Origin of the sequence: Streptomyces sp. NPDC051109 (assembly GCF_044455885.1) — a bacterium.
In the GTDB taxonomy this organism is placed as follows: domain Bacteria; phylum Actinomycetota; class Actinomycetes; order Streptomycetales; family Streptomycetaceae; genus Streptomyces.
The window spans coordinates 162,949-184,482 of record NZ_JBITFF010000002.1; the positions used below are offsets into that span (position 1 = coordinate 162,949).

Genomic DNA, 21,534 nt, shown 5'->3' on the forward strand with positions numbered 1-21,534 from the left:
ATGACGCAGCGCTAACGGGAAGGCCTCCGGCCCGCGGTGGCCGGCGCATGGCGCGCCGGGGGGCGGGTAGCCGGGCCCTGAAAGGTCTTCAGGCGGCGACCGGCACCCTCGTGGTGCCGGGGCGCCGACGATACGGAAGGGGTGCACGTGTCACACGTCGAGGAGTATGTCGAGGTCAACGTCCCCGTACGCACCGCCTACAACCAGTGGACGCAGTTCGAGGACTTCCCCGTCTTCATGGAAGGGGTCGAACGCATCTACCAGCGCACGGACACGCTGACCCACTGGGTGACGAACGTGAACGGTGTGCAGCGGGAGTTCGACGCGCAGATCACCGAGCAGCTCCCGGACCGGCGCGTCGCGTGGATGACGGTGGACGGCGAGCCTCGCCAGGCCGGCCTGGTCACGTTCCAGCCCATCGACGCGACCACCACCAAGGTCGTCCTGCACATGAACTGGGTGCCCGACGGCCTGGCCGAGACGGCCGCCGACAAGCTCGGCTTCGTCAAGCGCCAGGTGGCCGGCGACCTGAAGAGGTTCAAGCTGTTCATCGAGTCGCGCGGAGTCGAAACGGGCGCCTGGCGGGGCGAGGTCTGACGGGATGAGACGCGGGGGCGCAGGCAAGGGTGTGCGGGCCGCGGCCCGCGGCGGCGGGCTGCGAGAGGTCACGGCCCGCTGCGGCCTGCTGGCGCGCGGGGTGTTGTACGCACTGATAGGGCTGCTGGCCCTGCGCGTGGCCTTCGGCGACGCGGGGGGCGAGGAGGCCGACCGACAGGGCGCCCTCCGGGAGCTCGTGGGAAAGCCCTTCGGGGGCGTCCTCGTCTGGGCCGTCGGTATCGGGCTGGTCTGCATGGTGCTGTGGCGCCTGTCGGAGGCGGTGTTCGGCGCGGCCGGGCCGGACGGCGGCAAGCCCGTCAAGCGGCTGGCCTCGGCCGGCCGGACGGTCTTCTACGCCGCGGCTGCCTTCTCCGCCCTGTCGTTCGCGGCGGGCGGCGCGGGCCGCTCCGGAGACGAACAGTCGCGCGATGTGACGGCCAGGGCGCTGGACCTGCCCGCCGGCCAGTGGCTGGTGGGTGCGGCAGGGCTCGGGATCGCCGTGGCCGGCGTGGTCATCGCGGCGCAGGCGGCGCGGTGCCGCTTCCGCAGGCACCTCGCCCTGGGCGGGGTCCCTGAGTGGGGGCGCAGGGCAGTCGACTTCCTCGGGGTGACGGGCGGCCTGGCCCGGGGTCTCGTGTTCACGGCGGCCGGCGGGTTCGTGGCGTACGCCGCGGTGCGCTACGACCCGGCGCAGGCGAAGGGCGTCGACGACACCCTGAGGTCGTTCGCCGGGACCGTTGCGGGGCCGTGGCTCCTGGTCGCGGTCGCCGTCGGGCTGATGCTCTTCGGGGTGTTCTCCTGGGCGATGGCCCGGTGGCGCGAGGTGTGAGGCGGGCCGCCGTTCCGGCCGGGCTTGCAGCCCGGAACCGGCCACTCAAGGGCCTTACCCGCCGAAGGCGAGCAGAATCCGTGGGTATCTCGGCCAACTTGCCCGTACGCCCCTGAACGCCCCCCGCAGTGACGTTCCATCGGCCCTGTACGGGGCACCCGTGGTGCCGTTGGTCCGTCTACCGAGGAGCGCACACGATGACGAAGGTCCTCGTCCTGCACAGTGTCAGCCTGGTCAGGTCGGCTCTGGCCGCCCTGCTGAGATCCGAAGGGCGCTTCGAGGTCGCCTCGGCAGGCTGGCGGGCTGCGGCCCGCCAGACCGAGTCGTTACGACCAGACGTGACGGTCGTCGACCTCGACTGTCCGGGGGCGACGGCCGTCCTCGCCGACGACGGGCGCGCGGACCGCCGGGTCCTCGCGCCCCCGTCCCCCGTCCTGGTGCTCGCGTCGACCGGCGCGCCCGGGCTGCTGCACCGCGCCTTCCGGGCCGAGGCGCGCGGCTACGTCGACAAGGACGGCTCGCCGGGGCGGCTCGTACGGGCGGTCCGCAAGGTCGCCGCGGGAGAACGGTTCATCGACGCCTCGCTGGCCTCCGCGTTCATGGAGGCCGACCCCGTGCCGCTGAGCCCGCGGGAACTCAGCGTGCTGACCCGGGCCGCGGAGGGCGATTCGATCGCCGAAATCGCCTGCACGCTGCACCTGGCGAGCGGGACGGTACGCAACTACATGGCCGCGGCGACCCGCAAGACCGGCGCGCGCAATCTCATCGACGCCATCCGGATATCCCGGCGGGCCGGCTGGGTCTGAGCCGCGGCCGCCGCGGACGGACACGGGGGCCGTGTCGTGTCACTCGTCCGCGGCCAGGTTCCACCTCCCCACCAGCTCGCGGTACAGGGGCGACCTGGCGGGGAGTTCTTCATGTGTGCCGCAGACGGCGCGGGTCCCGTCGAGGACGAGGACCCTGTCGGCGCGGGCGGCGGACGAGACGCGGTGGGCCACGACGACGAGGGTGCCCGGGCGTTCGGCCAGGGCCCGTTCGAAACGCTCCTCGGCGGCCGGGTCCAGGTGGCAGGTGGCCTCGTCGAGCAGCAGCAGCGGCGCGGGCGAGAGATAGGCGGCGGCGAGCGCGAGCTGCTGGCTCTCGCCCCGGGACAGCAGCCGGGGGGACACCTCGCCGTCCAGGCCGCCGAGCCGCGCCACCAGGTCGTCCAGTCCGAGGGCGCGGACGGCGTTCCGCACTCGGGCGTCCGAAGGTCCAGCGGGGTCCTGGCCCGCGGCGAGATGGGTCAGGTTCTCCCGTACGGTGCCGGTGAACACGTAGGCCTGCTGCGGCAGCAGGGTCCGCCGCGGATCAGGTCCGCCGGCCCCCGGTTCCCGGCGGGCGGCCGCGCCGGCCACCAGGACCGATCCGGCGTCGGGCGACAGCATTCCGGCGAGCAGTGCGGTGAGCGTGGACTTGCCGATCCCGCTCGGTCCGACCACCGCGAGGTGCTCCCCCGGGGCCACCACCAGGTCGAGGCCGTCGAGTACGGGAGCCGCGCCGGGGCCGTACGCGAAGGTGACGCCTCGGAGCTCGGCCGCGGCGTCGGTCGGCGGACCGGTCGGCCCGGGCGGCTGCGGCTGCCGCTGCGGCTGCGGCTGCGCGGGGCTGTGGCCGTCCCCGTCCGGCGGCACCGGACCGCTGAACCGTTCGAGGACCACGAGCAGCCGGGTTCCGGCGGAACCCAGCGCGGTCATCAAGGAGTTGAGAGCGGGCAGCAGGGCCTGCACGAGGTAGGTGAGGCCGCCGGCCAGCGTACCGGCGGTGATCCCGCGGCCCAGCAGCCAGGGCGTCGCGAGGAGGAGCGCGATCACCGGCAGCCGGCCCGCGGTGCCCAGGGCCAGGGTGCGCAGAGCCGCCCAGCCCGCGAGGGTGCGCGCCAGCCGCTCCTGCGTGGCGATCAGGGGCTCCACCCGGGCCTCCGCGGCGGCCTGTCCCCCGCACGCGACGATGTCGCGCAGGCCCTCGGCCACCGCCCCCACCCGGTCGGCCAGCGCCTCGTCGGTGTCCAGGGACCTGCGCTGTACGGAGGCCAGGGGGCGGAGCGTGGCCAGGAAGGCGGCCACGCCCAGCACCAGCGGCGGCAGCACGACCAGCAGCAGCACGGGCGCCAGCGCGGCCATGCCGGCGATGGCTCCCACGGCGGTGAAGACGAACGAACGTGCCGTCAGGACCAGCCCGGCGAAGGAGTCACGGGCCATTTCCGTCTGCTGGGTCAGCCGGGACACGGCGCCCGAGTCGCCGGCGCCCGCCGGGTCGGCGACCGCGCGGTCCAGCGCCTGCCGCACCGCCCGCCGGACCAGGCCGTCGCGCAGCGGCTCGACGAGGTCCGCGAGCCCGGCGAACACCCCGCGCAAGGCGTACCCGCCGAGCAGTGCGCCGGCTCCGGCCGCGGCCAGCCAGCCGAGACCGGTGGCGGTGCGGCCGGCCAGGAAGCCGTCGTCGAGGGCGCGGGCGACGCCGTAGCCGCCGAGGAAGGTGTGCGCGGACTCCAGGAGCGACCATCCGGCCAGCCGTCCGACGGCCCGCTTGTGGCCGCGCAGGAACCTTCGGCCCTCGGGGGCCACCCGGCCCCGGGCTCCTCCCCCGGTCACCGCGCCGCCTCCCGCTCCGTGTCGTTCTCCGTGTCGTTCTCCGTGTCCTTCTCCGCTCCGCCGTCCGTGTGTTCTTCCGTGCCGGCGGCGAACACCGCCCGGTAGTCGGGGTCGCGTCGCCACAGCTCGCCGTGGGTGCCGGTCGCCCGTACCCGTCCGTCCTCCAGCCATATGACGAGGTCGGCGCGGACTGCGGACGAGAGGCGGTGCGCGACCACGATCCTGGTGCCGGGCCGGATCTCCCGGGCGAGGGCCCGCTCCACCTCGCGGGCCGTGACGGTGTCGAGGCTGGAGGTGGCGTCGTCCAGTACGAGGAGCCGGCCCGCGTGGCAGAACGCCCGGGCCAGCCCGAGGCGTTGGACCTCCCCGCCGGACATCGGGGCGTCGGCGAGGCGCGTGCCGTACCCGTGGGGAAGGCGCCGTACGAACGCGTCGGCTCCCGCGGCACGGGCCGCTGCGCGCACCGCTTCCGGGCCGGGGTCCGGGCCCGCGCCGAAGGCGATCGCACCGCCGACCGTGTCCCCGAGCAGCGCGGGCCGGTCGAAGGCGTAGCCGACTTCGCGGCGCAGTGCTGCGGCGGTCAGCTCCCGCAGGGGCACTCCGTCCAGCAGTACCCGGCCCGCGTCGGGGTCGGTGAGCCGGCCGGCCACGGCGGCGAACAGGGTCTTGCCGGCCCCCGAGCGGCCCACCACGGCCACCGTGGTACCTCCGGGGATGAGCAGGCTGATGTCGTGCAGGACCGTCGCTCCGCCGCGCACCACCCGGACGTCGCGCAGTTCGAGGGTGCCCGGGCCGTCTTCCGGCAGTTCCGCCCGGCCGTGGCCGAGTACGGGAAGGTCCAGGAGGGCGGCGGTCCGCCGGGCCGCGGACCGGCCGCGGACCACGGCCGCCAGTCCCCCGGTCACGGCGCCGATGCCGGCCGCGAGGCCGGCGTACCGTACGGCGGCGAGGAGTTCGCCCACCCCGATGGCCCCGGCCGACAGGCGGAGGCCGCCGACGGCGAGGACCGCGTACAGGAGCATCGGCATGAGGGCCGAGGACCGGGCCGTCGTGCCGCCGTAGACCTGCCACATCCGCCTGCCCTCGGTGCCCAGCTCGGGCAATCGGGCGAGGATCCGTGCGCGTTCGCGGTCCGCGGTGCCCGCGGCGGCGATCGTGCGCGCCCCGGCCAGTGCCTCGGTCAGGCGGCCGGCGGTCGCGAGCTGGACCTGCTGGTAGCGGGCGATGGTGGCGTGGGTGTCGCGGGCGAAGGCCCGCAGCAGGAGCACGAGGAACGGAACGCCGGCGAGGAAGACGAGTGCCGTCCACAGGTCGATGAGGAAGAGGGCGGCCACCGCGCCGATCGGCGGCAGCAGGGCGGCGACGGCGTGCGCGACGGCGGCGGGGACCTTCCCGGCCTCGGTGGCGTGCGCGGTCAGCCGCGCGGCGGTTTCGCCGGGTGCGTGGCGGGCGGCGTGGTGCGGGGCCGTCCGCAGCAGCCGGGACAGCCCGAGCCTGCGCAGGCGGGCGGTGGAGCGGCCGTCGACCTCGCCGGCCAGCCGGGCGGCGGCCGCGTCCAGCGCCACTTCGGCCGCGACGACCGCGGCGCACAGCAGTGTCCAGGCGGGGCCCGCCGGGGAGCGGCGGAGCAGCAGGTCGAGGGTGTGGCCGAGGACCGCGGGTTCGGCGAGCGCCGCGGCGGCGGCGCTGACGGTGCATCCGAGGACGGCGGCGCTGCGCCCGGCGCTGTGGCGGGCCGCTGCCAGGAGAGCCCGGTCGGCGGTGCGTGCCGCGGCCGCGGTCTGCGCCGTGCCGGCCGCCGCGTCGGGAGGGCTCATCGACGGATGCCTCCGGTGGTGTGGTGCGGGCCCGGGCGGCGAACCGCCCGGGCCCGAGGTGACCTATGTCAGTTACAGGTCGTGATGCTCAGGCTGCTGTCGCCGCAGAGGAGCAGGCTGGCCCGGCTGCCGCCGGTCAGCGCGCCCTCGGCGACGTCTTCCTTGGGGGTCTCCATCGACTGCAGGTCGAGAAGCGTCATGTCAGATTCCTCTTCTGTCGAGTGGTGCGATGGGTCACGGCCCCGGGCGGGACCGGCTCTGGGGCCGCCGCGCTCTTGCGCAGCGGCGGGAGGAACGGCAGGTGCGCGCGCCCGCCGGGCGCGGCGCTGCCGAGGGCGAGGAGAGCGCCGGCGGTGCCCGTGGCGAGATCCATGGACAGGCGCATCATCTGCTCGCCGGGGAAGGCCAGGTGCCCCTGGTACGGCACGGCGTGCCGGGCCAGTGCGTCGATCTGGCGGGCGATGTCGGCGGGTCCGGTGCCCGGGCCCGGCGTGGTGGTCCGGGCCAGGTGGAGGATCATCCCGGCGGCGCCGCGCAGCAGCCCGGGCTGGGCGTAGAAGGTCGCCTGCGCCGCCCGTACGATCTCGCGACGGGCCTGTTCGAAGCGCTCGTCGGGAGCGTGCTCCAGCCAGTCGTCGAGGACCATGCCGATGCCGACGCTGCCTTCGCCGAGGTACGGCATGGTGCGCCAGCCCTCGTTCACCTGGAGGGTGCCGAACGCGCTGGTGACGCAGCGGTCGAGGTCGCGGTGGAGCGCCCGGGCGGCCTGGAGCAGCAGTTCTTTGTCGCCGGTGCGCTCGTACAGCCGCAGGAAGAGCAGGGCGGGGCCGGCGTTCCCGTACATCAGTCCGGCGCGGGCGGGGCGCTGTTCGGGCCGGGCGAGCAGCTCGGCGCAGTGCAGGGCCGCGGTGTGCAGACCGCTCTCGCCGCTCGCGGTGCCGAGCGCGTCCAGGGCCAGGCCGATGCCGGCCAGTCCACCGTGCAGGTCGGGGCCCGCGCTCTGCCAGGGCTGGTGCAGCAGCCGCTCGGCGAGGGCGAGGGCGCGGTCCGGGTGTCCGAGCCGGTGCAGGGTCCAGGCCGTGCCGGCGAGGCCGTCGTAGAAGCCGAGCGGAGTACCGGACGCCGGATCCTGGGTCCGCGCCAGCAGCCATTCCTCGGCTTCGGGCCAGGGTTCGGCGCCGGTCTCGGCGAGGGCGTGGAGCACCCCGGCGACCCCGTAGCCGAAACCGGTGCCTCCGCCGGCGGTCGCGAACTGGGCGATGTCGCCCGGGAGGAAGCGGTCCTCGCGGTCCGGGGTGGCGCTCGCGCGCAGCGCCGCCGTCATCGAGGCGCGGGCGGCCGGCCAATCCCCGGGCTCGACGGGCAGGTACGGGCCGGCCGGTGCGGGCGGGCGGCCGGGCGGTGCGGGCGGGCGGCCGGGCGGTGCGGGCGGGCGGCCGGCCGCCGCGCCCTGCGGTGCCCCGGCCAGGATCTCTTCGACGGCCTCGTCGAGGAACCGCCGCGGTACGGGGAACTGCGCGGCGGCGACGGCGGCCAGATGGGCGGCCTTCGCCCGGTCCAGGACGAGCAGGCTGGTCAGCGGCAGGAACAGGGCGAGCCGCAGACAGGCGAGGGCGTAGCGGTCGACGGAGAACCCGCGCCGCTCCGCGGGGGCGACGAAGGCGGGATTGGCGACGGTCTGGCGCAGTCCCTCGTCGACGTGCGCGGCGGCCTCGAAGTCCAGCAGGGCCACGGAGGGTTCGCCGCTCTCGTCCTCCGCCACCATGATGTTGAAGAGGTGGAGGTCGTTGAAGACCACTCCGCGTGCGTGCACGGCGTCGACGGCCTCGGTGACGCGGCGGTGGATCTTCAGGGCCCACTCGGTGTACGAGGCGAGCTCCGCCGGGTCGGGGTCCGCCTCGATCAGCGGGTGGCGGCGGGCGAAGTAGGTGTTGAGCGGTTTGCCGGGGAGGTGCTGGAGCACCAGGAAGTGGTGGTCGCCGACCGTGAACGTGCCGCGCACCGCGGGGACGCAGTCCAGGCCCGACAGCCTTTCCAGTGCCGCCTGTTCGCGGTGCAGCCGGGTCACGGCGTCGGCGCCGTCCGCGGCGAGTCCGGCGTAGGGCCGGGCCTCCTTGAGGACCACGGACTCGCCGGTGCGGCTGTCCTTGCCGACGTAGACGCCGCCGCCGTTGGAGAAGTGCAGCGCCCGCTCCACCGTGAAGGGGACGCCGGTCAGGGTGGTCGCGGAGCGAGCCGCGAGGTGCGGCTCCAGGAAGTCGGGCAGTTCGAGCCACTCGGGCGGCTGGAACACCGGCCCGCGCCGATCCGGTACGAGCCGCCCGTCGGGGGTCTCGATCGCCGGGACCAGCTCGCCGTGCTCGCCGTAGCAGTGGCGCAGGGTGAAGCTGCCGTAGCGCAGGTGGACCGGGCCGGCGCCCCAGCGCAGGTCGCTGAGGATGTACGGGCCGGCCGCCCCGGCCAGCGCGGCGTCGAGGTCCTCCGCGATCCGGTGGCACTGCTGCTCGTCGGCCGGGTACACGGTGATGAACTTCCCGCTCGCCGCACGGTCGGCGTACTTGGCGTTGCGCAGGTGCAGCAGGTACCGGCTCGGTATGAACTTGAAGGCGATGCGTCGGGCGGTGCAGTACTCGTACACCGTCGTCAGCAGCGATTCGGCGTTGTCGAGCGTGGCCGAGACGTGGATCTTCCATCCCTGCGCGGGCAGTTCGGCGTCGGCGGGGCGCAGTGCGAGCCAGTCGCCGCTCCGGTGCGAGCGCCACCCCGACGGGACGGGGGCGAGCGCGGCCGGGTAGCTCTCACCGGCGCGCCGGTACGGCGCGTCGTAGAACCAGCGGTCGGCGTCGCAGAAGGCGGCGTACCCCTTGTTCACACCTGCTCCCTCGGTCGGCGGCAGGTCCGACGGTGTCACGCCCGCAGGAGGCGGCGACAGTCACGCCTGTCACCGCTGGGGTGTGCAGTACTCACGAGTCACCAGTTGCGCGTCAGGTGTCACGGGGCTCCGCCGTCCACCGGGTCCACCAGTGCCGGCGGCGCGGGTGGACGGCGCGCCCGAGCCGGCGGCCGATCAGCAGGTACCCGAGGAGCGCGCCTGCCGTGTTGAGGATGACGTCGTCGATGTCGAAGACGCGTCCGGTGACGAGCGCGCCCTGGACCAGCTCCACCAGCGTCATCAGACAGACCGTCACGGCGCCGACCCGCAGCAGCCCGCGCGCCGGCGGCAGCAGGACGGGCAGGAGCACGCCGAACGGCAGGCCGAGCAGCAGGTTCCCGCCCAGCTGGCGCACCGCCTCGATCGTCGACGTCCCGTCCAGGTAGGCGCTGATCGAGTGGCCGGGCCGGACGTTGCTGTGCACGAGGGCCGCCGAGGCGGCGGACGGTTCGAGCGTCAGCCGGGCCAGCACCACGCCGAACAGGACGGTCCCGGCGAACGCGGTCACCATGGCCGACGCCCGGACCGCCGGATGGGCCGGACGCCGGGGTCGCCTCCGGGGGGCGGCCGGCACGGGCCGTTCCGCCCGTCTGCGTTCCGCGTTCTCGCGTTCCGCCCGCTTCCGGTCCGCCCGCTTCTCCGTGCTGCGCCGTACGCGACTCCATGTCATGCGGGCGCGCTTACCCGGCGGGCCCCCCGGTACGCGGGCGCCACCGGCGCTCCCCCGCAACAGCCCTGCGCATACGGCCGGGCAGTGTCGGGCACGTGCTCAGCGTGACCGACATCCCCCGCACCGCATCCCGCCCGAGCAGTCCGCCCGCGGCCGCCCTCGCGGCGCGCACCCGCGCCGAGCTGCGGCGTACGGCCGTCCGCGTGTGGACGGACAACCTCGCCGACCACGCAGCCGCGCTCACCTATTACGCCGTCCTGGCGCTCCTGCCCGCGCTCGTCATCGCGGTCTCCCTCGTCGGGCTGCTGGGCAGGGTGACGAGGGATCGGCTGATCACCGAGCTCACCTCGTACGCACCGCCCCAATCGGCGCAGGTGCTGCGCGACGCGCTCGGCGGACTCGCGGCGGAGCAGTCGTCGATGTGGGCCCTGCTGATCAGCGGCGTGCTGAGCGCCCTGTGGTCGGCGTGCAGTTACCTGGCGGTGTTCCGCCGGGCGCTGCACACGATGCACCGGGTGCCCGACAGAAGGCCTCCGCTGCGCGCTGCCCACACGCTGCTCGTCAACGCGGCGGTGCTGCTGGTCCTGCTCGTCGTCGCGGCCGCGGGACTGGTCGTGTCCGGTCCGCCGGCCCGATGGGTGGCGCGGACCGCCGGCGGGAGCAGCCCGGAGGTCATCGCGCTCCTGCGCTGGCCCGTGCTGCTCGTGGCCGTCACCTTCCTGGTGCTGATCCTGTTCCGTACCGGCCCGGCCCAGAGCCGGGGCACACGCCGGGGCCTGCCCGGCGGCGTGCTGGCGGCCGTGCTCTGGCTGGCCGCCTCGGTGCTCTTCACGCTGTACACGCAGCTGGACACGTACGGCCGGCTCTACGGTTCGCTGGCCGGCATCGTGGTCTTCCTCGTCTGGCTCTGGATCGCCAACCTGGCCCTGCTCACCGGGGCCCAGTTCAACGCGGAGCGGGCCCGGGAAGAGGCCGCCCGACCGTAGGCCGGCTCCGGAGCCCCCGCCCGCGCTCCTCAATGGAGGCGGGCGGGCCCCCCGTGGGGGACCCGCCCGTGCCGTGTGCACCGCATGGTGCGTCACCAGTAATGGCGCCTGCCGCCGACCGCGTGTCCGACCGAGCCCAGGAGCCACAGCACCGCGCCGACCACGAGCAAGATGACCCCGAGGGTCCACAGGATGGAAATTCCGGTCAGAAATCCGATGAGTAGGAGAATCAGTCCCACGAGAATCATGATGCCCTCGTTCTCAGGTTGGGGGTTTCGGCGGAACGATTGGATCCGCCGTGGCGCCTCGAATGCCGTGTACCCCGGAAATCCGTCCCTATCAGTGCTGTGCTCCGCCTGCGTCGCCCGCACAGGACCGGTCATGTCCGGGGCTGGAGGGGCGACACGGCGGAACAGGGCCGGGAGCCCGTTTGCGGAAGACCGGACGGCTCAGTGCAGGATGCTCACCGCACGGGCGATGACGAGGAGCGAGGTCAGCAGCGCGGAGACGCTCTGAACGCTCATCAGAAGCTTGGCGCGCGTGGACAGCGGCATGGTGTCGGTCGGGCTGAAGGCGGTCGAGTTGGTGACGGACACGTACAGGTAGTCCGGCAGGCTGGGAACCCAGTCGGATGATCCGCTCGCTCCGTCCGCGACCTCCCCGACCGCGTCGTCGTTCTCGTCCTGGGAGAACCGGAAGTCCGCCAGCGGAAGCTGGTCACGGGGCAGCTGGGTACGGCTGACGGGACCGCCGCGGTCGAGTTCCCAGTAGGCCAGGCCGAAGGCGATGACATTGGTCAGCCAGACCTGCAGCGCCGCGACCAGCAGCGCGCGCCCGTCCTCGACCTGGGCGTTGAGCAGCTCGTGGACGAGGACGGCGAGGGCCGCGAGGTTGCTGGCCACGATGAGCAGGACGAGCGTGAGCGACAGGATCCGGAAGGTCTTGGTCTGGCGGGTCAGGCGTCGTGGGTTGATCGCGATCAGCGGCAGGAGCAGCAGTACCTCCAGTGCGGGCAGCACGTAGCGGGGCGCGATGAGCAGTTGCTGCGGCAGTGCCAGGTAGAGGGTGATCGCGGCGAGCGTCGCGACCACGGCAGGTGCCCGCGCCTCACCGCGCCGTTCGTGCCGCGGGTGCATGGCCGGCGCGTCGGATCGTCTTCGCGACATGGTGCGGACACTCCTCACGGTTCGCCCACGCCCCCGAGGGTGCGCCGGGCGCAGCGGAGCACCACGGCGGCCAGGTCGCCGCCCGTCCGCAGCAGTTCCCGTTGCACGCGGGCGCCGTTGCCGCGGGCCAGCAGCTCGGCCAGGCCTTCCTTGACGAAGCCGGCGTCCCCGTTGTCCTCCAGGGCATCGCGTACGTGGTCGTGCAACCCCCGGACGACGGCTTCGGCGGAGTCCTCGCGCAGGGTGGCCGGGTGGATCAGCGGCCCGTCGAGCCCGGAGCGGGCCGCACGCCAGGCGGCGAGCCGGAGCAGGCTCGTATCGGCCGCGGGCCACGGCTCACCCGCCCGCCAGTCCCGGGCCGCGGTGTCCACCAGGCCGCGTACCAAGGCGGCCAGCAGCACGGCGGTCGACGCGTCGAGGCAGACGTCCGCCACGCGGACCTCCACCGTCGGATACGAGGCGGCCAGCCGTGCGTCGAAGTAGATCATCCCCTCGTCCCGGATGGCTCCCGTGGCGACCATGGCCCGTACCCGCTCGTGGTAGCGCTCGGGCGTGCCGAAGACGTCCACGGGGCCCGCCGAGGGCCAGCGGTTCCAGACCCTGCTGCGGTAGCTGCCGTACGCGGTGTCCTCCCCCTGCCAGAACGGTGAGTTCGCGCTCAGCGCGGTGAGGACGGACAGCCAGGGACGGATCCGGTCGAGCACCGCCACGCCCTCCTCGTCGGAGTCCACCGCCACGTGCACGTGGCAGCCGCAGGTCAGCTGCTCCTGGGCGGGCAGGCCGAACTGCCGGGCGATCCACTGGTAGCGCTCGCCCACGCTCAGCGACGGCTCCACCGGCAGCGGGCAGGTGGCGAGGGCCGCCACCAGGACGCCGGCGGCCTCCGCATGCCGGGCGGCCTCGGCCCGCCACCGGCGGATCTCCTGGTCGAGGTCGTCCATCCGGGTCACCGGGCGGGTCGCGCACTCGACCTGTTCCTTGTGCAGTTCCTTCTCCAGCGGGATCTCTCCGCCGGCACCCGCCGCCCGGCCTCCGGAGCGCAGGGCCGATGCCAGCACCGCGCCGGCGGATGCCGCCGGCTGCCCGGTCCTCGGATCGACCAGCAACAGTTCTTCCTCGACGCCGACGCTGCGCATACGGGACCCTTCGCTTGCTCTCCGTGCCGTTCCCTCCGGCGTATGCCCGCTCGCGCGGCGGCCATCCGCAGTCTCGTCTCCCGGGGCTCCCCCGACACGGAATGCAGGGATCGACACCGGCGTTGCCGCACGTGTGGGCGACTCTTCGACTTCCGACGAGACCGTGTCCCTCCGTGAACGGCTGGAGGTCTCGCGCGCTTCCACGTGCGCGCAGATCGCGGCCCTGAAGCGCGACTTCGACGGCATCGTCGAGGCGAACGCCCTGGTGGCGGTCGACGACGAGCACGATCCGGAGGGGTCCAGCACCGCGTTCGAGCGAGCCCATGTCGCCGCCCTGCTGAGCCGGGCGGCCGAGCACCTGCAGGAGATCGACCGGGCGCTCGACCGTCTGGAGCGGGGCGAGTACGGGTGGTGCGAGGGCTGCGGCGAACGCATCGCGGCGGCCCGCCTTGAGGCGCGACCCGAAGCGAGCGCCTGCGTACGCTGCGCCGAGGCCCACCACCGCCACGGCCCCGGGGCCGCGTCGTAGGCCGCTCGGGCAGGATCCCCCGACCGCAGGGCGGTCCCGGCGATGGGCCGGTTTTCGGACATCTCCCTGCGGTGCCGTGCGCAGAGGGCACATCCGGGGCTTTCGGGGGCAGGCGAGAGGGTGCCCATCCCGTGCGCCGCCTGACCGGCCGGCCCGACAGGCTGTTGGCGGCGCTCGACTCAAGGAGGTTTCGCGATGCTGATCACCGTCACCCGAACAGGCGGGTTCGCGGGCAGGGAACGGACCGCTTCCCTCGACACGGAGTACCGCAGCGACCGCGCCGAGCTGGAGCGGCTGGCCGAGCGAGCCCTGAGCGGCGAGTGTCCCGCGGCCGGGGAGCCCGTGCCGGACGGGTTCAACTACGTCGTCCACGTCGACGGCAAGCTGGTGGAGTTAAGGGATCCGTACCTCACCGAGGAACAACGGCAGCTGATCTCCACCGTCCTGGGCGAGGGCGCCTGACCGTTCCGCCCGTACCGGGCTCGGCGGGTGCCGTACCGGGTCCGTGGCCCGGTACGGCACCCGCGTGCCGGCGCCGCCGCACCGCGTCCGGCTCAGATGTCCCCCGATGCCCCGGCCGGCACGGTCTGCCAGACGGGGCGGAGCCGCTCGGCAGCGGCTCCGGCCTGAGCAAGTCCCGCCCGGTACACCGGAGTCCACTTCGCCCGGTCGTCCCAGTCGGAGCCCAGCACCCGCACCGCGTCCGGGTCGGGACCGATCGCCACCACGTTCTGCGCCCCCACGACCGCCGGCTCCCGTTCGAACCGCTCACGAGGGAAACGATGCGCCAGCGGCTCGATGACGACCAGGGTCCGGGATCCGGCCGCGAGGTCCACGTTCGACCCCGACCGCAGCGCACCGTCCATGTAGCGCCGCCCCTGAACGGCGACAGGCGGCTCTGCTCCGGGGAACGCGCTACTGGCCGCCACGGCGCGTACGAGCGGTACGCCACTGGTCCGGTCCCATACCGCGGGCTCCCCCGTCCCCGCGTCCACGGCGGTGAGCAGCAGCCGCTGCTGCGGCCAGGCGTCCGCGCCGATCAGTGCGCCCCGCCCCGCGACCAGTGCGTGCTCGGCGTCGGGGTCGGCGTGGTCGAGCGCGATCCGTCCGACGCGCCGCCGGGCCTCCCCGGGGTCCAGTCCGGGCTCGCCGAGCACCGCGAACACGGAACCGGTCAGCGCACCGTCCACGGCGCGCGGAGCAGCCGCCGTCCCCGACGGACGCGCCCGGGTGGCGAGCCGGCCGAAGTCCTGACCGGTGGTCAACATGGCGCCCACGATCGCTCCGGCCGAGGTGCCGACGGTCAGGTCGGCCTCACCGAGATCCACCCCGGTGCGGAGCAGTCCGCCGATGAGCCCGGCCATCCAGGCCGTGCCGAGCACGCCTCCCGGCCCCAAGACGAGTGCCCGGTCCTGCGTGTACCTGGTCCCCTGGGTCATGGGTCCCGCTCCTGCCGTGAGGTGATGATCAAGGTCGTCTCACGGTAGGCCCTCAACTGAACTTGAGGTCAAGGGTCGCGTCAGGCGGCTCAGGCCGGCCAGGTACCCGACACGCGCCGTACTGCGACGGCCCCGGACCTCTCGACGGCCGCCTTGACGAGGGCGAAGATCGCGCCCTGGATCGCGGCGGCGAGCAGTATCTCGCGCCAGTGCCGTTCCTCGTCCGTGGCCTTCGGGGCGTCGTCTTCGTGCCCGGCGAGCTTCCACACCTCTTTGAAGACCGCCGAGGCCAGCAGACCGGCGCCGGCTCCGAGGGCCAGTCCGACCGGCTTGTAGGCGACTTTCGATGCCTTCACCGCACACCTCCGCTTTCCTGCGCTGCTTTCCTGCACTGGGCAACCCGGCGCGGGGGGGGGCGCCCCCCCGGGGGGGGGGGGGCGCCCCCCCCGGGGGGCGGCCCCCCCCCCGCCCCCGCCCCCCCCCCCCCCCCCCCCCCCCCCGGCCGGGGGCGCCCCCCCCCCCCCCCGGGGCCGCCCCCCCCCCCCGCCGGGGGGGGCCCCCCCCCCCCGGCCGGGGCCTGCCGCCAGTTCAGGCCCCGGAGCGGTCCCGCCCGCCCGCCCGTCGCTGGGCTTCGGGGCTCGGGGTCAGTGCGTCTCCTGCCTCGCGATCGTGCCCGCCCGGCATGACCGCTTCTTCGGCCTCCTCGCGGGCCTCGCGGTCGCCGCTCTCCCCCGGCGCCTTCGACGGCGGGGTCGTCACTTCGTGCTTCTTGTGCTCAGTCACCGTGCATGCTCCTTGCTTCGCGGACGGTGCCGCCCCCACGACGGCGCCCGCCGGATCACATCCGGCTGCCGCCGAACGGGCCGCCGATCCCGTAGTACGCGCCGATCTCCGTGTGGTAGCGCTCGTCCTGCAGGTGGTCGTCGCGGTGGAACTCGGGGGCGTTCTTGATCTGCTCCTTCGTCCGGTCGACGTAGATCTTCTCGTCGTCCACGTCGATGCGCGAGACGGTGCCGGCCGGGAGGAGGACCTCCTTGCCGAAGATCCACGGACCGGTGTCCACCACGATGTACGCGGAGTCGGCCTCGTCGGAGTGCTTGTCCACCTTGCCGATGCCGCCGTCGACGGCTTCGACCTTGAATCCGGTGAGGTCGACGCCCTGGGCACGGCCCGAGGTCTCGCGGTAGCCCCACACGTTCTCCGTCATGAAAATGCCCTCCATGGTGGTTGGATCGGACTCTCGTAACAGCGCGCCTGCCCCTCGTCCGTGATCTCACACCCGTCGATCCGGATCCCGCGCATCCGCGTCCGTGCCGCGTATGGCCCGCCTCCGCGTCCACCTGCGCCGGGCCGCTCTACGCCGGGGCGTCGTTCGGTACGGGGCTGCCGCAGCCCGGGTGGCCCCAGCGGGTGCCGAGCTTGGTGATCTGCTCACCGGCCGCGTACGACTTTCCGCAGGGGCAGCTGCCGGGGAACTTCGCCTTGATGGAGCCGCTCCGGCCGCGCGTGGGCTTCTTGGCTCCGGCCGCAGCCTTGGCACGGGGTGCGGAGGCGCGGGCGGGAGCGGGTACGGGGAGCGACTCGCTGCCGAGGGCCGTGCCGGCCGCCTGCTGGGTGGCGGCGGCGTCACTCGCGGCCTGGTCGGCGATCGCGTTCAGGAGGTCGCCGTCCTCGCGGTGGGCCGGAACGTAGCGGAATTCGACGTCCCGCTCGGCCAGCAGCGCGTCGATCCGCTCGACGAGCTCCCGGTTGGCGACAGGTTTGCCCGCCGCGGTCTTCCACCCGTTGCGCTTCCAGGCCGGGAGCCACTGGGTCACCGCCTTCATGGCGTACTGGGAGTCCATCCGGACCTCGACGGCCGTCCCGGGGGCCAGGGACTCCAGCAGTCGCTGGAGGGCCGTGAGCTCGCCCACGTTGTTGGTGGCCCGGCCCAGGGGCCCCGCCTCCCAACGCTCCGGGCGGCCCTGTGTGTCGGCGATGACCCACGCCCAGGCAGCAGGTCCGGGATTCCCCTTCGCCGCGCCGTCGCAGGCGGCAATGATGCGATCAGACATCCCCCGATCATGCACCACCGCCGCCCCGGCACGAATTCGCTGCGGGCCGCGTTCGTGGAAGCCGAGCACGGGCCGGGCTGCCGTGCCGATTGGCGGGGTGGCGGCGGCGGTCCCATAGTCCGAGGTATGGACGCGCGCGAAAAGGCGCTCCGACGGGCCTACGGCCATGCGGCCCGCTGGCTGGCGAGCCTGGACGACCGCCCGGTTCCCGCCCGCGCTTCGGTCGACGAGATCGCAGGCGCGCTGGGCGCCGAGCTGCCGGACGGTCCGAGCCCGCCGTCCGACGTCGTCGACCTGCTGGTCACGGCCTGTGAGCCGGGGCTGACCGCGTTTCCCAGCGGCCGCTTCTACGGATTCGTGGTCGGCGGCACCGAACCGGCCGCACTGGCCGTGGACTGGCTGGTCAGCGCGTGGGACCAGAACTCCGTGATGCGCGCCGTCTCGCCCGCGTACGCGGCCGCGGAGGATATTGCCGGCATGTGGCTGCTCGACCTGCTCGGCCTGCCGGGTGGCAGCGCCGTCGGCTTCACCACCGGCGCCACGATGGCGAACTTCACCTGTCTTGCCGCCGGGCGTGACGCGGTACTGCGCCGCGCGGGCCGGGACGTCGCCCGCGACGGGCTAGCAGGCGGACCGGCGGTCCGCGTCCTCGTCGGCGAGGACCGCCACATGGCCGTCGACCTGGCGCTGCGCTATCTCGGGCTGGGCGTGCCGGAGCCCGTGGCCGCGGACGGCCAGGGGCGCATCCGGCCGGAGGCCCTGCGGAGCGCACTGGCAGCCGGGGCAGCGGCGGCCGGCGGACGGAGTCCGACGATCGTGGTCCTCCAGGCCGGAGACATCCACTCCGGCGCGTTCGACCCCTTCGCCGAGGCGATCCGGACGGCTCGGGCGGCGGACGCGTGGGTGCATGTCGACGGCGCCTTCGGGCTGTGGGCGGCCGCCTCGCCGCGGTACGCCCATCTGGCGGCGGGCTGCGCGGACGCCGACTCCTGGGCGACGGACGCCCACAAGACCCTGAACGTCCCCTACGACTGCGGGCTCGCCATCGTGCGCGATCCGTCGGCGCTCCGGGCCGCCATGGGGCTGCGCGGCGACTACCTCATCCAGGACGAACGCGGCGACCCCATCGACAAGGTTCCCGAACTGTCCCGGCGCGGCAGGGCCTTCACCGTGTGGGCCGCGCTCAGGTCCCTCGGCCGGTCGGGCGTGGCCGACCTCGTCGAGAGGCTGTGCCGGCACGCCGGTGCCTTCGCCGCGGGCATCGCCGGGATCGACGGCGCGACGGTCCTCAACGACGTGGTGTTCACCCAGGTGTGCGCCGAGTTCGGCAGCGAGGAACGCACGGAACGGGTGCTCGCCCGGTTGCTGGCCGACGGTACGGCGTGGATCAGCGGCTCGACCTGGCGCGGCCGTCGCGTCATGCGGATCTCGGTGAGCAACTGGTCGACCACGGACGAGGACGTGGCGCGCACCCTCGGCGCGATCCGTCGCGCCTGCGCCGGCTGAGATCGCCGGCCGCCGGGCGGGGCGGGCCACACGGGGGATGCGGTGCGCGCCGGGCGGGGTTCCGGCGTCCGGCTCGCCAAGGGTTCGCCAGACTGATCGAGATGATCTCCACGAGGGAAGCCGCCGGGCCGTCCCGCCGAGACTGGCGGCGTGGACTGCTGCCGCCGCTCGTCGCGTGGCTGGTCACGAACCTGATCACCTGGGCGGTCGCGGCGGCGTCCGTCGCCGGCGACGGATCCGAAGTGGAGTACTGGTCCCCGCAGAGCCGTCGGCGCTGGGATTCCGAGCACTACCTGTCCATCGCCAAGACCGGCTACGAGATGTTCCGGTGCCGGGAGCGGTATCCGGACTTTCCCGATGTCGTGTGCGGAAATGTCGCCTGGTTCCCCGGTTACCCCATGGGAGTGCGCGCGCTTTCCGCCACAGGGCTCTCGTACGAGACATCAGCCGTCGTCATCGCCGAAGCGTCCCTGTTCGGCATGTTCGCGATGCTGTGGTGGCTGCTCGGCGCCCGGCCGACCTGGGCCACCGGGCTCACCCTCGCCATCGGCACCGTGTTCCCGGGCGGTGTCTACTTCCACGCGATGTTCCCGATCGCCACCGGCACGCTGGCATTGCTCGTGTGTGTCGCCGGGGTGAAACGCGGTTCCTGGGGCCTTGCCGCCGCCGGTGGCTTCCTCGCGACCGCCTGCCATCTCGTCGGCGCGGCCGCCGTCGGCATGCTGCTGCTCAGTGCGTTCTTCGCGTGGCGGGCAGACGCCCGGCCGGTGCGGTTCGCGAAGGCCGGGTCGTCTGCGGCGCTCGCCGCCTGCGGCGTGCTCTGGGCCAAGTGGCTGATGTGGCAGGCGACCGGCCGCTGGGACGCGTACGAGGTCATCCAGGCGTCCAGCTACGAGCAGGGCGGCCTGCGTCAGCCCTTCACCGAGATGAGGAACGCCTACGATTTCCCGTTCAAGGACTGGTACGCGCCCCAGGGGCACCTTCCGTGGCTGGTGGAGCACAGCCTCGCCGCGCACAGGACCCAGCTCTGGCTGAATGCCGTCTTCATCCTGCTCGTCGGGGCGACCGCCGCAGTTCGGCTCGTCCGGAACCGCCGACTCGCCGTCGAGGAGTGGGCCGCTCTGATCCTGACGGTGACGATCTTCCTGCTGCCGTTCTTCGCCGGCGCGGAAATGTCCTGGTACCGCAATCACGCACAGATGTTCGTAGGTCTCGTACTGGTCGGGCACATGTCCCGATGGATCCAGGTCCCGCTGCTGCTGCTCTGCTCGGTCCAGTACGCCCTTCTGGCATCGATGTTCTTCGCTGGGGTGCTGGTGTGAATCGCAAAGACTTCCCCAAGCCCGCGCCCGCAGGGAGTGGCGAGCATCTCCCGACCGGGCACACATATCGCAGATATACGGACACTCCAGGCACGGTTTTGCACGTGACGGACCTCATCCTGTGCGCATCATCATTGCTCGGCCCGATCCGGTTTGCGCATAGTTGCCGGTGCTACGCCCACGCAAACTGAGCGAAACGGACCTTGGCATGCCCTTCCCGCCCACTCCGCCGTGCGCTCCCGGCCCGGGGCGGCACAGATGAAGACCGCGTCCGAGCGGCTGCGCGCCGGCCTGGCCGCCGGCGCGGTCGTCGTCACCCTGTTGTGGGCCGCCCAGGTGCACCCCTCCGCCCGGCCCGACGAGCTCATCGGGGCCGCCGCGCACCTCACCGGCCTCCTCGCCGGCTACGGCATCCTCGTCATGCTGTTCCTGATGGCCCGCGTACCGGCCGTCGAGCACGGCGTCGGCGCCGACCGCCTCGCGCGCTGGCACGCCTTCGGCGGCCGCTGGGTACTGGTGCTGTGCGGCGCCCACGGCCTGTTCGCCCTCGTCGTGTACGCCCTGCGCACCGGGTCGGACCTGCTGACCGCGACCGGGGCCATGTTCCGCTACCCGGCCCTCATCGCCGCGTTCGCGGGCGCCGCCCTGCTGGCGGGTGCGGGCCTGTTCTCCGCCCGCGCCGTGCGCCGCCGGGTCTCGCACGAGGCGTGGCGCGGCATCCACCTGCTGACCTACCTCGCCGCCGCGCTGGGATTCGTCCACCAGCTGGCCGGACCCGACGTCTGCTGCACCGCCTTCACCGCCTGGTTCTGGGCCCTGCTGCACACCGTCGTCGGCGTACTGCTCGCCTGGTACCGCGGGATCGTCCCGGTCCGCCAGGCCCTGCGGCACGGACTGCGCGTCGCCGCCGTCGAACACGAAGGCCCCGGCGTGGTCTCCGTCACGATCCAGGGGGCCAGGCTCCGCGAACTGCGCGCCGAACCCGGCCAGTTCTTCCGCTGGCGGTTCCTGCGGGGCGGCCTGTGGCACACCGCCCTGCCGTTCTCGCTCTCCGCGCCCGCCCGCGACGACCGCCTCCGCATCACCGTGAAGGCGCTCGGCGGCCACTCCCGGCGCGTCCGCGGGCTGCGGCCCGGCACCAGGGTCCTGGCCACCGGCCCGTTCGGCGCACTCACCGAGCGGCGCCGCACCCGCCCCAAGGTCCTGCTGATCGCCGGCGGCATCGGCATCACTCCGATGCGCGCCCTCTTCGAGTCCCTGCCCGCGAGCCCCGGCGACCTCACCCTGCTCTACCGCGCGGGCGACGCCGGCCAGCTGGTCCTGCGCGATGAGCTGGAGTCCATCGCAGCGTCCCGCCAGGCCTCGCTGCACTACCTGGTGGGCCGGTCCGACGCCGCGTACGACCCGCTCGCGCCGCAGGCCCTGCGCGAGCTCGTACCCGACCTGTCCGACCGTGACGTCTACCTCTGCGGGCCGCCCGGCATGGCCGACGCGACGACCGCCTCGCTGATCAGGGCGGGCGTCCCGGCCGCTCGCATCCACTCCGAGTGCTTCACCTACTGAGGACGCCGATTCTCCGATGAACCAGTACTCCGCACCCCAGGAGCCCTCGCGTCTCCCGCCGCCCGCGCCGCCCTGCGGGCCTCAGCCGCAGCCGCGGGCCCGCCGGGCGGGCGCCCGGCACCGGAAGTCCTCGCCGTCCCGCCGGCTGGCCGCCGGGCTCGCCCTGGCCAGCGTCGCAGCGGCGACGCTCATCACGGTGACCGTCGACCCGGCCGCACCGCCCCCGGACGCGGCCCCGGGCACCACCCCGCACGCGCAGCTCGGGCGCTGAGCGGAGGCACCTGAGCGGGGGCAACTGAGCGGGGGCAACTGAGCGGGGGCTCCGAGCGGGGGCGCTCAGCCGTGCGGTCCTCCG

General features: G+C 73.8%; 23 protein-coding genes. 10 read left to right on the top strand and 13 right to left on the bottom strand.

The window, feature by feature from the left end; genetic code table 11:
- Positions 1–147: 147 nt before the first annotated feature.
- The 3 genes from ACIBAD_RS03695 (at position 148) to ACIBAD_RS03705 (ending at position 2,232) form a co-directional block, all read left to right on the top strand.
- The gene (locus ACIBAD_RS03695; RefSeq protein WP_134068822.1) at positions 148–597 is read left to right on the top strand and encodes an SRPBCC family protein; all 450 of its coding nucleotides are present in this window, start codon (positions 148–150) and stop codon (positions 595–597) included.
- 4 nt (positions 598–601) lie between these two features.
- Positions 602–1,426, top strand: a complete 825-nt coding sequence (locus tag ACIBAD_RS03700) for a DUF1206 domain-containing protein (protein ID WP_398904196.1) — start codon at positions 602–604, stop codon at positions 1,424–1,426.
- 197 nt (positions 1,427–1,623) lie between these two features.
- Positions 1,624–2,232: a LuxR C-terminal-related transcriptional regulator gene (locus ACIBAD_RS03705; protein WP_398904198.1), complete on the top strand. Its 609-nt coding sequence runs from the start codon at positions 1,624–1,626 to the stop codon at positions 2,230–2,232.
- A gap of 39 nt (positions 2,233–2,271) precedes the next feature.
- Here the strand turns inward: ACIBAD_RS03705 and ACIBAD_RS03710 are convergent, their stop codons facing one another.
- The 5 genes from ACIBAD_RS03710 to ACIBAD_RS03730 form a co-directional block, all read right to left on the bottom strand.
- Positions 2,272–4,059, bottom strand: a complete 1,788-nt coding sequence (locus ACIBAD_RS03710; protein ID WP_398904201.1) for an ATP-binding cassette domain-containing protein — start codon at positions 4,057–4,059, stop codon at positions 2,272–2,274.
- Positions 4,056–5,876, bottom strand: a complete 1,821-nt coding sequence (locus tag ACIBAD_RS03715) for an ABC transporter ATP-binding protein (protein WP_398904203.1) — start codon at positions 5,874–5,876, stop codon at positions 4,056–4,058. Before ACIBAD_RS03715 ends, ACIBAD_RS03710 begins: the two co-directional genes overlap by 4 nt.
- 68 nt (positions 5,877–5,944) lie before the next feature.
- A complete protein-coding gene (locus ACIBAD_RS03720) occupies positions 5,945–6,076 on the bottom strand; it encodes a SapB/AmfS family lanthipeptide (protein ID WP_398904205.1) in 132 nt (43 codons plus the stop codon).
- On the bottom strand, positions 6,073–8,748 hold the full coding sequence (gene lanKC / locus ACIBAD_RS03725) for a class III lanthionine synthetase LanKC (RefSeq protein ID WP_398904208.1): 2,676 nt from the start codon (positions 8,746–8,748) through the stop codon (positions 6,073–6,075). The genes ACIBAD_RS03720 and lanKC overlap by 4 nt, the downstream gene beginning before the upstream one ends.
- Positions 8,749–8,860: 112 nt before the next feature.
- Entirely contained in the window at positions 8,861–9,319 is a 459-nt protein-coding gene (locus ACIBAD_RS03730) for a VanZ family protein (protein WP_134068827.1), read from the bottom strand.
- A gap of 254 nt (positions 9,320–9,573) precedes the next feature.
- On the opposite strand from ACIBAD_RS03730, the gene ACIBAD_RS03735 reads away from it, so the two are divergent.
- A complete protein-coding gene (locus tag ACIBAD_RS03735; RefSeq protein WP_398904211.1) occupies positions 9,574–10,464 on the top strand; it encodes a YihY/virulence factor BrkB family protein in 891 nt (296 codons plus the stop codon).
- A gap of 92 nt (positions 10,465–10,556) precedes the next feature.
- Here the strand turns inward: ACIBAD_RS03735 and ACIBAD_RS03740 are convergent, their stop codons facing one another.
- The 3 genes from ACIBAD_RS03740 to ACIBAD_RS03750 all read right to left on the bottom strand — a co-directional run bounded on the left by ACIBAD_RS03740 (position 10,557) and on the right by ACIBAD_RS03750 (position 12,766).
- Entirely contained in the window at positions 10,557–10,712 is a 156-nt protein-coding gene (locus ACIBAD_RS03740) for a DUF6131 family protein (RefSeq protein ID WP_398904213.1), read from the bottom strand.
- Positions 10,713–10,913: 201 nt separating this feature from the next.
- Positions 10,914–11,630 carry a hypothetical protein gene (locus ACIBAD_RS03745; protein ID WP_134068829.1) on the bottom strand — a complete coding sequence of 239 codons (717 nt, stop codon included), beginning with the start codon at positions 11,628–11,630 and terminating at the stop codon, positions 10,914–10,916.
- 14 nt (positions 11,631–11,644) lie between these two features.
- On the bottom strand, positions 11,645–12,766 hold the full coding sequence (locus ACIBAD_RS03750) for a glutamate--cysteine ligase (RefSeq protein ID WP_398904215.1): 1,122 nt from the start codon (positions 12,764–12,766) through the stop codon (positions 11,645–11,647).
- A 163-nt stretch (positions 12,767–12,929) separates the two neighbouring features.
- On the opposite strand from ACIBAD_RS03750, the gene ACIBAD_RS03755 reads away from it, so the two are divergent.
- Together ACIBAD_RS03755 and ACIBAD_RS03760 are read left to right on the top strand one after the other, a co-directional pair.
- A complete protein-coding gene (locus tag ACIBAD_RS03755) occupies positions 12,930–13,295 on the top strand; it encodes a TraR/DksA family transcriptional regulator (RefSeq protein ID WP_398904217.1) in 366 nt (121 codons plus the stop codon).
- A gap of 195 nt (positions 13,296–13,490) precedes the next feature.
- Complete coding sequence (locus ACIBAD_RS03760; RefSeq protein WP_134068832.1) at positions 13,491–13,757, top strand: protealysin inhibitor emfourin; 267 nt, start codon at positions 13,491–13,493, stop codon at positions 13,755–13,757.
- Positions 13,758–13,849: 92 nt separating this feature from the next.
- Here the strand turns inward: ACIBAD_RS03760 and ACIBAD_RS03765 are convergent, their stop codons facing one another.
- From ACIBAD_RS03765 to ACIBAD_RS03785, 5 genes are all read right to left on the bottom strand, one after another.
- Positions 13,850–14,734: a patatin-like phospholipase family protein gene (locus ACIBAD_RS03765; RefSeq protein ID WP_398904219.1), complete on the bottom strand. Its 885-nt coding sequence runs from the start codon at positions 14,732–14,734 to the stop codon at positions 13,850–13,852.
- An 89-nt stretch (positions 14,735–14,823) separates the two neighbouring features.
- The gene (locus tag ACIBAD_RS03770) at positions 14,824–15,090 is read right to left on the bottom strand and encodes a DUF4235 domain-containing protein (RefSeq protein WP_134068834.1); all 267 of its coding nucleotides are present in this window, start codon (positions 15,088–15,090) and stop codon (positions 14,824–14,826) included.
- Positions 15,091–15,322: 232 nt separating this feature from the next.
- Complete coding sequence (locus tag ACIBAD_RS03775) at positions 15,323–15,517, bottom strand: hypothetical protein (protein ID WP_134068835.1); 195 nt, start codon at positions 15,515–15,517, stop codon at positions 15,323–15,325.
- 55 nt (positions 15,518–15,572) lie between these two features.
- Positions 15,573–15,941, bottom strand: a complete 369-nt coding sequence (locus tag ACIBAD_RS03780; RefSeq protein WP_134068836.1) for a PRC-barrel domain-containing protein — start codon at positions 15,939–15,941, stop codon at positions 15,573–15,575.
- A gap of 148 nt (positions 15,942–16,089) precedes the next feature.
- Positions 16,090–16,788, bottom strand: a complete 699-nt coding sequence (locus tag ACIBAD_RS03785; protein WP_134068837.1) for a ribonuclease H — start codon at positions 16,786–16,788, stop codon at positions 16,090–16,092.
- Positions 16,789–16,914: 126 nt separating this feature from the next.
- On the opposite strand from ACIBAD_RS03785, the gene ACIBAD_RS03790 reads away from it, so the two are divergent.
- From ACIBAD_RS03790 to ACIBAD_RS03805, 4 genes are all read left to right on the top strand, one after another.
- Positions 16,915–18,294, top strand: a complete 1,380-nt coding sequence (locus tag ACIBAD_RS03790) for a pyridoxal-dependent decarboxylase (RefSeq protein ID WP_134068838.1) — start codon at positions 16,915–16,917, stop codon at positions 18,292–18,294.
- A 101-nt stretch (positions 18,295–18,395) separates the two neighbouring features.
- The gene (locus ACIBAD_RS03795; protein WP_398904225.1) at positions 18,396–19,616 is read left to right on the top strand and encodes a hypothetical protein; all 1,221 of its coding nucleotides are present in this window, start codon (positions 18,396–18,398) and stop codon (positions 19,614–19,616) included.
- Positions 19,617–19,874: 258 nt separating this feature from the next.
- Positions 19,875–21,179: a ferredoxin reductase family protein gene (locus tag ACIBAD_RS03800; RefSeq protein WP_134068840.1), complete on the top strand. Its 1,305-nt coding sequence runs from the start codon at positions 19,875–19,877 to the stop codon at positions 21,177–21,179.
- A gap of 16 nt (positions 21,180–21,195) precedes the next feature.
- Positions 21,196–21,450 (top strand): hypothetical protein, encoded by a 255-nt coding sequence (locus tag ACIBAD_RS03805; protein ID WP_134068841.1) that lies wholly within the window; start codon positions 21,196–21,198, stop codon positions 21,448–21,450.
- Positions 21,451–21,534: the final 84 nt, after the last annotated feature.

What these genes read in the sequence shown, in the direction of transcription:
- ACIBAD_RS03790 (WP_134068838.1), top strand. Translation starts at nt 16,915, where the DNA reads ATGGACGCGCGCGAAAAGGCGCTCCGACGGGCCTACGGCCATGCGGCC.
- ACIBAD_RS03750 (WP_398904215.1), bottom strand. Translation starts at nt 12,766, where the DNA reads ATGCGCAGCGTCGGCGTCGAGGAAGAACTGTTGCTGGTCGATCCGAGG.
- ACIBAD_RS03705 (WP_398904198.1), top strand. Translation starts at nt 1,624, where the DNA reads ATGACGAAGGTCCTCGTCCTGCACAGTGTCAGCCTGGTCAGGTCGGCT.
- ACIBAD_RS03720 (WP_398904205.1), bottom strand. Translation starts at nt 6,076, where the DNA reads ATGACGCTTCTCGACCTGCAGTCGATGGAGACCCCCAAGGAAGACGTC.
- ACIBAD_RS03760 (WP_134068832.1), top strand. Translation starts at nt 13,491, where the DNA reads ATGCTGATCACCGTCACCCGAACAGGCGGGTTCGCGGGCAGGGAACGG.
- ACIBAD_RS03730 (WP_134068827.1), bottom strand. Translation starts at nt 9,319, where the DNA reads ATGGTGACCGCGTTCGCCGGGACCGTCCTGTTCGGCGTGGTGCTGGCC.
- ACIBAD_RS03785 (WP_134068837.1), bottom strand. Translation starts at nt 16,788, where the DNA reads ATGTCTGATCGCATCATTGCCGCCTGCGACGGCGCGGCGAAGGGGAAT.
- ACIBAD_RS03795 (WP_398904225.1), top strand. Translation starts at nt 18,396, where the DNA reads ATGATCTCCACGAGGGAAGCCGCCGGGCCGTCCCGCCGAGACTGGCGG.
- ACIBAD_RS03740 (WP_398904213.1), bottom strand. Translation starts at nt 10,712, where the DNA reads ATGATTCTCGTGGGACTGATTCTCCTACTCATCGGATTTCTGACCGGA.
- ACIBAD_RS03745 (WP_134068829.1), bottom strand. Translation starts at nt 11,630, where the DNA reads ATGTCGCGAAGACGATCCGACGCGCCGGCCATGCACCCGCGGCACGAA.
- ACIBAD_RS03700 (WP_398904196.1), top strand. Translation starts at nt 602, where the DNA reads ATGAGACGCGGGGGCGCAGGCAAGGGTGTGCGGGCCGCGGCCCGCGGC.
- ACIBAD_RS03805 (WP_134068841.1), top strand. Translation starts at nt 21,196, where the DNA reads ATGAACCAGTACTCCGCACCCCAGGAGCCCTCGCGTCTCCCGCCGCCC.
- ACIBAD_RS03800 (WP_134068840.1), top strand. Translation starts at nt 19,875, where the DNA reads ATGAAGACCGCGTCCGAGCGGCTGCGCGCCGGCCTGGCCGCCGGCGCG.
- ACIBAD_RS03765 (WP_398904219.1), bottom strand. Translation starts at nt 14,734, where the DNA reads ATGACCCAGGGGACCAGGTACACGCAGGACCGGGCACTCGTCTTGGGG.
- ACIBAD_RS03780 (WP_134068836.1), bottom strand. Translation starts at nt 15,941, where the DNA reads ATGACGGAGAACGTGTGGGGCTACCGCGAGACCTCGGGCCGTGCCCAG.
- ACIBAD_RS03715 (WP_398904203.1), bottom strand. Translation starts at nt 5,876, where the DNA reads ATGAGCCCTCCCGACGCGGCGGCCGGCACGGCGCAGACCGCGGCCGCG.